Origin of the sequence: Methylophaga frappieri (assembly GCF_000260965.1) — a bacterium.
Taxonomy (GTDB): Bacteria; Pseudomonadota; Gammaproteobacteria; order Nitrosococcales; family Methylophagaceae; genus Methylophaga; species Methylophaga frappieri.
This window is the reverse complement of record NC_017856.1, coordinates 2,403,554-2,412,500: the sequence shown is the minus strand read 5'-3', so window position 1 is coordinate 2,412,500 and position 8,947 is coordinate 2,403,554. Positions and strand designations below refer to the sequence as shown.

Sequence of the window (8,947 nt, the reverse complement as noted above, 5' to 3'; positions counted from 1 at the left end):
ATATCAAGCACATCCTCTTGCACACCTTCAATGGCTGAATACTCATGAACCACACCATCGATTTGCGCCTCAACCACTGCCGCCCCTTCCATCGATGACAATAAAATTCGACGAAGTGCGTTACCCAGTGTATGCCCAAAGCCGCGCTCCAAAGGTTCAAGAACCAAACGCGTACGTGTGTCACTATGCTTCTGTATATCGACGATCTTTGGCTTTAGAAATTGACTCGTGTAAGTCGACATGCAAATTCCTCTGTAAACCTCAGTGGAGATTTATTAATAACTATTTCGAGTAGAGCTCAACAACCAGGTTTTCTGATAGCTCTGCAGGCAATTCATCACGCTCAGGGGCGCGCTTAAATATGCCGGAAAGCGTTTTGGTGTTGACTTCAATCCACTCAGGAAAACCTAACTGTTCTGCAACAGACATCGCATTAACAATACGATCTTGCTTTTTGGCTTTCTCACGAATCTCAACAACATCACCTTCTTTAACTTGATAAGAGGCAACATTAACGACTTTGTTATTAACTAGCACGGCTTTATGTGAAACCAACTGGCGTGATTCTGCACGCGTTGCACCAAAGCCCATACGGTAAACAACATTATCAAGACGTTGCTCAAGCAGATTCAACAAGTTAATACCGGTCGCACCTTTTTTCTGATCCGCCAATTTATAGTAATTACGGAATTGCTTTTCCAACACACCATACATTCGACGAATGCGCTGTTTCGCACGCAACTGAGTAGCATAATCCGAGTCACGACCACGGCGTGCACCATGTTGACCTGGCTTTTGCTCAATTTTACATTTACTTTCCAGCGGATTGCCACGAGCTTTCAAGAACAAATCTGTGCCTTCACGACGACTCAGCTTGCAAGTTGGGCCACGATATTTTCCCATTAGACTAACTCCATAAACCTTTAAACACGACGACGCTTGGGTGGGCGACAGCCATTGTGTGGAATCGGTGTCACGTCGGTGATGTTGGTAATTTTAAAACCAAGATTATTTAATGCTCGCACAGCCGATTCACGACCTGGCCCTGGACCTTTAATTTCGACATCCAGGTTTTTCATACCAAATTCCTTGACCACTTCACCCGCTTTTTCAGCAGCAACCTGTGCTGCGAATGGAGTGCTTTTCCGTGAACCACGGAAACCACAGCCACCGGCAGTTGCCCATGAAAGCGCATTACCTTGGCGATCAGAAATAGTAATGATTGTATTATTAAAGGATGCGTGAATATGAACCACACCATCCACGACATTCTTTTTAACACGTTTGCGTTGACGTGCTGACGCATTAGCCATGAAGATTTCCCTTACTTAATCACGCGACGTGGACCTTTACGGGTCCGAGCGTTAGTTTTTGTTCTTTGACCACGTACTGGCAAGCCTCTGCGATGACGAACACCACGATAGCAGCCAAGATCTTTAAGGCGTTTGATGTCCATTGAGACTTCACGGCGCAAATCGCCTTCTACACTAAACTTGGCAACCTCAGCACGAAGTTGCTCAACCTCAGCTTCAGACAGGTCACGAATTTTAGCATCCGGCGCCACGCCCGCATCGGCACAGATTTGTTGCGCACGAGTACGACCAATACCGTAAATCGATGTCAAAGCAATTACCGTGTGCTTTTGCACAGGAACATTTATACCAGCAATACGAGCCATTAAATTACCCTAAATTTCTCAGGAGTGAACAGCAAATTGTATCATACAATTTATCTATCCAACAATATTCTAAAAATACAGCGCAACTTAACCTTGGCGCTGTTTGTGGCGAGCTTCTTTGCAGATAACACGAATTACGCCACTTCGTTTTACAATTTTACAGTTACGACAAATTTTTTTAACTGACGCCTGAACTTTCATCTGTATTCTCCAGCAAAACCTTCTTCAGTTCCCTAGCTCAAAAAGCCAGAAACACCGTTATTATTTTTGTTTGACTTACGCATCAAACTTTCATACTGCTGCGACATCATGTGTGACTGAACCTGTGAGACAAAGTCCATAGTGACCACTACGATGATCAGCAATGAGGTACCACCAAAATAAAATGGCACGCTCCAGTAAAGGATTAAAAACTCAGGCAATAAACACACTGCCGTAATATAAATTGCCCCAGCCAGTGTCAACCTACCCATGACCGTATCAATATAGCGCAAGGTTTGTTCACCAGGGCGAATACCTGGGATGAACGCGCCTGACTTTTGCAGATTTTCAGCTGTGTCTTTTGGGTTAAACACTAAGGCAGTGTAAAAAAAGCAAAAGAAGATAATCGCGAACGCATAAGCAAACACATACATGGGTTGGCCGGGCGACATCATTGTTGAAATATCTTTCAACCAGCCAAGACTGTCGGAACTACCAAACCAGCCCGCAATAGTCGCTGGGAACAAAATAATACTAGACGCAAATATGGGTGGAATAACCCCGGCCATATTTAACTTTAATGGCAAGTGCGTCACCTGTCCTGCCATCATTTTACGACCTTGCTGCCGCTTCGCATAATGCACCGGAATGCGACGTTGACCACGTTCAACAAATACCACAAATGCAGTGACTGCAAGCGCCAACGCGAGTAGCGCGATAACCAGAAAAGTATGTAACTGACCCGTCCGAGCCAATTCCAGCGTACCGCCAATCGCTGTCGGCAAACCGGCAACAATCCCGGCAAAAATAATCAATGAGATACCATTGCCAATACCACGCTCAGTGATCTGCTCACCTAACCACATTAAAAACATAGTACCGGTAACCAAACTAATCACAGCCGTTACCCGGAAAAGCATACCTGGATCAATGACGACGCCCATCCCACCGGCTTGCTGTCCTTCAAGGGCGATTGAAATACCAATCGCTTGGAAGGTCGCTAACAATAACGTGCCGTAACGGGTGTACTGCGTGATTTTACGCTTACCTGCCGCCCCTTCCTTCTTTAATTGCTCGAGCTTCGGATGCACGACCGTAAGCAGCTGCATAATGATCGAAGCAGAAATATAGGGCATAACCCCTAACGCAAAAACAGACAGTCGCTCAAGCGCGCCACCTGAAAACATGTTAAACATGTCCAAGATGGTACCGCTTTGTTGCTCAAACATAATTGCCAGTGCCGATGGGTTTATTCCAGGCACAGGAATAAATGTACCCAATCGGTAAACGAGCAATGCGCCCAAGACAAACAAAAGCCTGGCCTTGAGCTCCCCAAAGCGGCCTCCGCTTAACATTGCTGCTGCTTGTTGTCTGTTTTTTTCCACTTACTACTTACTCTTCGATCTTACCGCCAGCAGCTTCAATCGCCTTCTTGGCTCCTGCTGTTGCAGATACGCCTTTCAGGCTTACTTTAGCTGTCAACTCACCAGAGTTAATCACTTTGACGCGCTGTGTATTTTCTGGAACTGCACCAGCGGCTTTCAAGATAATCAAATCAATTACATCCGCTTCGATGTTATTCAGTGTATCCAAACGAATTTCAGCAACCGTACTTGCTTTACGAGAGGTAAAACCAACTTTAGGCAGACGGCGTTGTAAAGGCATTTGACCACCTTCAAAGCCTCTTTTATGGAAACCACCTGAACGGGCTTTTTGACCTTTGTGGCCGCGACCACCAGTTTTACCTAAACCCGAGCCAATTCCACGACCAACTCGTTTGGCGTCTTTTTTCGCGCCAATAGCAGGCGCAATTGTATTCAGATTCATTATTCTGCGTCCTCAACCTTAAGCATGTATGCAATATGATTAATCATGCCGCGATTTTCTGGCGTATCCAAAACAACAGCCGAACTACCTGTTTTACGCAGGCCAAGACCAGCTGCACAAGCTTTGTGTTTTTCTAAACGCCCAATAGTGCTTTTAACTAAAGTCACTTTTAATTTTGCCTGTGCACTCATCGTTTTTATTCCGTAATGTCTGCAACTGATTTGCCACGTTTTGCAGCAATAGCTTCAGGATTATTCATATTGGCCAACCCATCAATGGTGGCACGAACCACGTTCAATGGATTTGTTGATCCCATTGATTTAGCTAAGACGTTATGAACACCAACCGCATCGAATACGGCACGCATCGCACCACCGGCGATAACACCTGTACCCTCAGAAGCTGGCTGCATGAACACCTTTGCCGCACCATGACGTGAAGTCAGAGGATGATGCAATGTGTCGCCATTCAGCGCAACTTGCTTCATGTTTTTTCTGGCCTCATCCATTGCTTTTTGGATAGCGACAGGCACTTCACGCGCCTTACCCTGACCAAACCCAACACGGCCATTACCATCACCAACTACGGTCAGTGCTGAAAAACCGAATACGCGGCCACCTTTAACGACCTTAGCCACACGGCGAATACCGACTAACTTTTCAATCAAGCCATCTGAAGCGGCTTGGCGTTGTTCATTCTGTGCCATCTGTCTTACCTTAATAGATTAGAACTGCAAACCGTTTTCACGGGCTGCATCGGCCAAGGCTTTAACCCTGCCGTGATAACTGAAACCACTGCGGTCAAAAGCCACTTCCGTCACCCCTTGTTTAGAGGCACGCTCAGCAACCATTTTGCCGACAACTTCTGCAGCAGCCTTATTACCAGTTGCAGACAGTGCTTTTCTCACTTCTGGATCCAGCGTTGATGCCTGGGCAATGACCTTACTACTATCATGCGCCAACACCTGAGCGTAGATATGACGAGGCGTTCTATGAACCGTCAAACGACTCATTTCCAACTCTCTAATCTTAGCCCGGGCACGCGCTGCTCTGCGGAGTCTTGAAGATTTCTTATCCATACTTGCGCCTAATTATTTTTTCTTAGCTTCTTTACGAGCAACATATTCATCATTGTAACGAACACCTTTACCCTTATAAGGTTCAGGCGCACGGAACGCGCGAATATCAGCTGCCACCTGCCCAACAACCTGCTTATCAGCACCAGTCACGACGATCTCTGTCTGGCTTGGCGTATCAATTGAAACACCTGCCGGCACATCGTATTGGACCGGGTGAGAAAAGCCGAGTGTCAGGTCTAATTTGTTACCTTGAGCTTTGGCGCGGTAACCGACACCAACCAGTGTCAGGCGTTTTTCAAAACCCTGTGAAACACCGTGCACCATATTATTGATAAGGGCACGTGCTGTACCGGTTAGCGCAACAGCTTGTTTGCTGTTATTGCGCGCTTTAGTGGTTAAAGAAGAACCTTCTTGGGCCACTTCCACTTCAGGGTGTAGTTCACGGGACAAAGTACCTTTTGAACCCTTAACTGTAATCTCGTTATCTTTCAGTGAGATTTCCACGCCGGCGGGAATTTCCACTGGTGCATTTGCAATACGTGACATTTTTCATTCTCTCCGAAATATTGGGCTTAGCTCACAGAGCACAGCACTTCGCCACCTTGACCCAGTGCGCGGGCTTTACGATCAGCCATCACACCTTTTGAGGTTGAAACGATTGCTACACCAAGACCGCCAATGACTTTTGGCAAATTACTGGCTGAACGATAGACGCGCAGACCTGGACGGCTAACGCGCTGGATATGGTCAATAACCGGCTTACCTTCAAAATATTTCAACGTAATTGTCAGTGTTGGCTTGCCTTCGTTATCGCTAACCTGATAATCAGTCACATAGCCTTCATCCTTCAACACGCCAGCGATGCTGACTTTAATTTTAGATGAGGGCATTGAAACATCCACTTTATTGGCCTGCTGGGCATTGCGAATGCGGGTCAGCATATCGGCAATAGGATCTGTCATACTCATTTAATTTTGCTCCACAAATCAGGTTGGCGTTACCAACTAGCCATGACTAGGCCTGGAATATCGCCTTTCATTGCGTGTTCACGCAATTTATTCCGAGACAAACCAAACTTCCGATAATATCCGTGCGGACGGCCAGTAATTTCACAACGGTTACGTAACCGTGATGGACTGGCATTACGTGGCAACGAATGAAACTTTTTAGATGCTGTTTCACGTTGTTCTGCAGTCAGTGACATATCCAGCATTTGTTTTTTCAATTCAGCACGTTTCGCAGCGTACTTCTTAACGGTTTTTGCTTTTTTAATCTCGCGATTAACCATGCAACGTTTAGCCATAACTTAATTCCACCCAGACTTGGTTTATTTTCTAAAAGGAAATTTGAATGCCGACAATAAAGCACGGGACTCTTCTGCTGTTTTAGCAGTGGTCGTGATGGTAATATCCATCCCGCGTGTTTTATCAATTTTATCGAATTCAATTTCCGGGAAAATGATCTGTTCCTTAACGCCCAAGCTGTAGTTACCTTGACCATCAAATGATTTTGGATTCAGACCACGAAAGTCACGAATACGTGGGATGGAAATACTGATCAGACGATCAAGAAAGTCATACATCCGCTCGCTACGCAAAGTGACTTTGCAACCAATTGGCCAACCTTCACGAACCTTGAAGCCCGCGACAGATTTTTTCGCCTTAGTGACAACGGGTTTCTGACCGGCAATACGCGTCATATCAGAAACAGCATTTTCCAGCACTTTTTTATCTGTTAATGCTTCACCCACACCCATATTCAGTGTGATTTTTGTGATACGCGGTACTTCCATTACAGACTGGTAGCCAAACTGCTCTTGAAGCTGCTTAACAACGGTCTCTTTGTAGTAGTCTTTTAATCTGCTCACTTTAATATCCCAACTCTAGCTCAAGCGCCAACGGTTTCGCCGTTTGACTTGAAGACGCGAACTTTTCGGCCATCTTCGAGAATTTTGAAACCCACTTTGTCACCCTTGCCTGAAGCCGGATTTACCAATGCGAGATTCGAGCCATCAATTGGCATTTCTTTCTCAACGATACCACCTGTGCGACCCATCGCCGGGTTTGGTTTCATATGCTTTTTAACAAGGTTAATACCTTGCACAACAAATTTGCCACCTTCGACCCGACGCAGGATTTCGCCTTGTTTGCCACGATCTTTACCGGTCGTGACGACGACTTGATCGCCTTTAACTAATCTTTCCATTACTCAGCGCTCCTACTTAAAGTACTTCCGGTGCCAGTGAGATAATCTTCATGAATTTCTCTCCACGAAGCTCACGGGTTACCGGGCCGAAAATACGAGTACCAATCGGCTGATGGGCACTATTCAGTAACACAGCCGCATTTGTATCAAAACGGACAACTGAACCATCAGGACGACGTACACCTTTGCGCGTTCTGACAATAACAGCGTTATGAACATCGCCTTTTTTGACTTTACCGCGTGGTGCCGCTTCTTTAATGGTAACTTTGATAATGTCACCAATACCCGCATAACGACGGTGTGAACCGCCTAACACTTTGATGCACTCTACCCGTTTAGCGCCACTGTTATCGGCCACTTCCAGGCTGCTTTGCATTTGAATCATGGTCTAAACTCCAAACTGAATAGTTGCTTATTTCGCACGTTCGATAATGTCGACCAACTTCCAGCACTTTGTCTTAGACAGCGGGCGCGATGAGGCAACACTAACTACGTCACCGATCTGGCACTCATTCTTTTCATCATGCACATGCAGCTTGGTGGAACGTTTGACATATTTTTTATAAATTGGGTGGGCAACACTGCGCTCAACCAGAACGGTGATGGTCTTATCCATCTTGTCACTGACGACACGACCCAATAAAGAACGTGCTTGGTTTTGTTGTTCACTCATATCAGTGCCTTATTCTTTCTCAGTCAGTACAGTTTTGATACGCGCGATATCGCGGCGCACACGATTCAATTCACTACTGCGCTGCAGCTGACCAGTGGCATGCTGCATCCGCAAATTGAATTGCTCTTTGTGAAGCTCGCCAAGCTCTTTAGCCAGATCTTCAGCAGATTTTTGTCTGATTTCACTCGCTTTCATTACAGTATCGCTCGCGTTACAAATGTCGTTTTAACAGGAAGCTTGGCGGCAGCTAAACGGAATGCTTCCCGTGCCACATCCTCACCAACCCCTTCCATCTCATAGAGCATACGGCCAGGCTGAACATTGGCCACCCAATACTCAACATTACCCTTACCCTTACCCTGACGAACTTCCAACGGCTTACTGGAAATTGGTTTGTCAGGAAATACTCGAATCCAAATTTTACCGCCACGCTTGATATGGCGCGTCATGGCACGACGTGCGGCTTCAATCTGACGCGCCGTAATACGGCCACGCTCAAGTGATTTCAAGCCAAACTCGCCAAAGCTGACTTTTGCGCCACGATGGGCAAGCCCACGGTTACGCAGTTTTTGCTGCTTTCTAAATTTCGTTCTTTTTGGCTGTAACATCGGTTATAACCTTATTTTTCTGCTGCTGGTGCGTTTTGCTGCGCTTGCGCATCAAATACTTCACCTTTAAAAATCCAAACCTTAACGCCAATAATGCCGTAAGTAGTTTTGGCTTCCGCTGTACCATAATCAATATCGGCACGAAGTGTGTGCAATGGCACACGACCTTCGCGATACCATTCGGTACGTGCGATTTCAGCACCATTCAAACGACCAGCGACGTTAATCCGAATACCTTCCGCACCTAAGCGCATTGTATTGGTAACGGCACGCTTCATAGCACGACGGAACATAATGCGACGCTCAAGTTGCTGTGCAACGCTTTCCGCAACTAACGTTGCATCCAGCTCCGGCTTACGGATTTCTTCAACGCCAACATTAACTGGAATACCCATGATTTCTGACGCTTCTTGGCGCAGCTTATCAATGTCTTCGCCTTTTTTGCCGATCACGATACCTGGACGAGCCGTGTGAATAGTGATCTTGGCATTTTTAGCTGGCCGATCGATTTGAATCTTACTGACTGACGCATGAGAAAGCTTTTCTTTCAGATAGTTACGAACCTTGAGGTCGTTATTTAACATATCTGAGAAATTCGCTGAATCTGCATACCAGATCGAATTCCAATCTTTAATTATACCAAGTCTGAAACCTGTTGGGTGAACCTTTTGTCCCAT

At 46.0% G+C, this 8,947-nt stretch carries 20 protein-coding genes (1 of these 20 only partly in view); all 20 read right to left on the bottom strand.

The window, feature by feature from the left end; all coding sequences use genetic code 11:
* Positions 1 to 242, bottom strand: the 5' end (the start) of a protein-coding gene (locus tag Q7C_RS11600) for a DNA-directed RNA polymerase subunit alpha (protein WP_014704970.1). It extends 742 nt beyond the left edge of the window; 242 of the gene's 984 nt are visible here — the first part of the coding sequence; the start codon lies at positions 240 to 242; the stop codon falls past the left edge of the window.
* Between the two features lie 40 nt (positions 243 to 282).
* Entirely contained in the window at positions 283 to 903 is a 621-nt protein-coding gene (gene rpsD, locus Q7C_RS11595) for a 30S ribosomal protein S4 (RefSeq protein ID WP_014704969.1), read from the bottom strand.
* A gap of 20 nt (positions 904 to 923) precedes the next feature.
* Positions 924 to 1,313 (bottom strand): 30S ribosomal protein S11, encoded by a 390-nt coding sequence (gene rpsK / locus Q7C_RS11590; protein ID WP_014704968.1) that lies wholly within the window; start codon positions 1,311 to 1,313, stop codon positions 924 to 926.
* Between the two features lie 11 nt (positions 1,314 to 1,324).
* Positions 1,325 to 1,678, bottom strand: coding sequence for a 30S ribosomal protein S13 (gene rpsM / locus Q7C_RS11585; protein WP_014704967.1), 354 nt, complete (start codon positions 1,676 to 1,678; stop codon positions 1,325 to 1,327).
* Positions 1,679 to 1,765: 87 nt separating this feature from the next.
* Positions 1,766 to 1,879 carry a 50S ribosomal protein L36 gene (rpmJ, locus tag Q7C_RS11580; protein ID WP_014704966.1) on the bottom strand — a complete coding sequence of 38 codons (114 nt, stop codon included), beginning with the start codon at positions 1,877 to 1,879 and terminating at the stop codon, positions 1,766 to 1,768.
* A 32-nt stretch (positions 1,880 to 1,911) separates the two neighbouring features.
* Positions 1,912 to 3,264 (bottom strand): preprotein translocase subunit SecY, encoded by a 1,353-nt coding sequence (secY, locus tag Q7C_RS11575; RefSeq protein WP_014704965.1) that lies wholly within the window; start codon positions 3,262 to 3,264, stop codon positions 1,912 to 1,914.
* Positions 3,265 to 3,271: 7 nt separating this feature from the next.
* Positions 3,272 to 3,706, bottom strand: a complete 435-nt coding sequence (gene rplO, locus Q7C_RS11570) for a 50S ribosomal protein L15 (RefSeq protein WP_014704964.1) — start codon at positions 3,704 to 3,706, stop codon at positions 3,272 to 3,274.
* Positions 3,706 to 3,897, bottom strand: a complete 192-nt coding sequence (gene rpmD / locus Q7C_RS11565; protein WP_014704963.1) for a 50S ribosomal protein L30 — start codon at positions 3,895 to 3,897, stop codon at positions 3,706 to 3,708. Before rpmD ends, rplO begins: the two co-directional genes overlap by 1 nt.
* Before the next feature lie 5 nt (positions 3,898 to 3,902).
* Positions 3,903 to 4,412: a 30S ribosomal protein S5 gene (rpsE, locus tag Q7C_RS11560; protein WP_014704962.1), complete on the bottom strand. Its 510-nt coding sequence runs from the start codon at positions 4,410 to 4,412 to the stop codon at positions 3,903 to 3,905.
* Between the two features lie 18 nt (positions 4,413 to 4,430).
* Entirely contained in the window at positions 4,431 to 4,784 is a 354-nt protein-coding gene (rplR, locus tag Q7C_RS11555; RefSeq protein WP_041366721.1) for a 50S ribosomal protein L18, read from the bottom strand.
* A 12-nt stretch (positions 4,785 to 4,796) separates the two neighbouring features.
* A complete protein-coding gene (gene rplF, locus Q7C_RS11550) occupies positions 4,797 to 5,330 on the bottom strand; it encodes a 50S ribosomal protein L6 (protein WP_014704960.1) in 534 nt (177 codons plus the stop codon).
* Between the two features lie 26 nt (positions 5,331 to 5,356).
* Complete coding sequence (gene rpsH / locus Q7C_RS11545; RefSeq protein ID WP_014704959.1) at positions 5,357 to 5,752, bottom strand: 30S ribosomal protein S8; 396 nt, start codon at positions 5,750 to 5,752, stop codon at positions 5,357 to 5,359.
* A 29-nt stretch (positions 5,753 to 5,781) separates the two neighbouring features.
* On the bottom strand, positions 5,782 to 6,087 hold the full coding sequence (gene rpsN / locus Q7C_RS11540) for a 30S ribosomal protein S14 (RefSeq protein WP_014704958.1): 306 nt from the start codon (positions 6,085 to 6,087) through the stop codon (positions 5,782 to 5,784).
* 24 nt (positions 6,088 to 6,111) lie between these two features.
* The gene (gene rplE / locus Q7C_RS11535) at positions 6,112 to 6,651 is read right to left on the bottom strand and encodes a 50S ribosomal protein L5 (RefSeq protein WP_014704957.1); all 540 of its coding nucleotides are present in this window, start codon (positions 6,649 to 6,651) and stop codon (positions 6,112 to 6,114) included.
* Between the two features lie 20 nt (positions 6,652 to 6,671).
* Positions 6,672 to 6,989 (bottom strand): 50S ribosomal protein L24, encoded by a 318-nt coding sequence (rplX, locus tag Q7C_RS11530; RefSeq protein ID WP_014704956.1) that lies wholly within the window; start codon positions 6,987 to 6,989, stop codon positions 6,672 to 6,674.
* Between the two features lie 16 nt (positions 6,990 to 7,005).
* Positions 7,006 to 7,374 (bottom strand): 50S ribosomal protein L14, encoded by a 369-nt coding sequence (gene rplN, locus Q7C_RS11525; protein WP_014704955.1) that lies wholly within the window; start codon positions 7,372 to 7,374, stop codon positions 7,006 to 7,008.
* A 27-nt stretch (positions 7,375 to 7,401) separates the two neighbouring features.
* Positions 7,402 to 7,662 carry a 30S ribosomal protein S17 gene (rpsQ, locus tag Q7C_RS11520; protein ID WP_014704954.1) on the bottom strand — a complete coding sequence of 87 codons (261 nt, stop codon included), beginning with the start codon at positions 7,660 to 7,662 and terminating at the stop codon, positions 7,402 to 7,404.
* A 9-nt stretch (positions 7,663 to 7,671) separates the two neighbouring features.
* Positions 7,672 to 7,857 carry a 50S ribosomal protein L29 gene (gene rpmC / locus Q7C_RS11515; protein ID WP_014704953.1) on the bottom strand — a complete coding sequence of 62 codons (186 nt, stop codon included), beginning with the start codon at positions 7,855 to 7,857 and terminating at the stop codon, positions 7,672 to 7,674.
* A complete protein-coding gene (gene rplP, locus Q7C_RS11510) occupies positions 7,857 to 8,270 on the bottom strand; it encodes a 50S ribosomal protein L16 (protein ID WP_014704952.1) in 414 nt (137 codons plus the stop codon). Before rplP ends, rpmC begins: the two co-directional genes overlap by 1 nt.
* Positions 8,271 to 8,281: 11 nt before the next feature.
* Positions 8,282 to 8,947, bottom strand: coding sequence for a 30S ribosomal protein S3 (gene rpsC, locus Q7C_RS11505; RefSeq protein WP_014704951.1), 666 nt, complete (start codon positions 8,945 to 8,947; stop codon positions 8,282 to 8,284).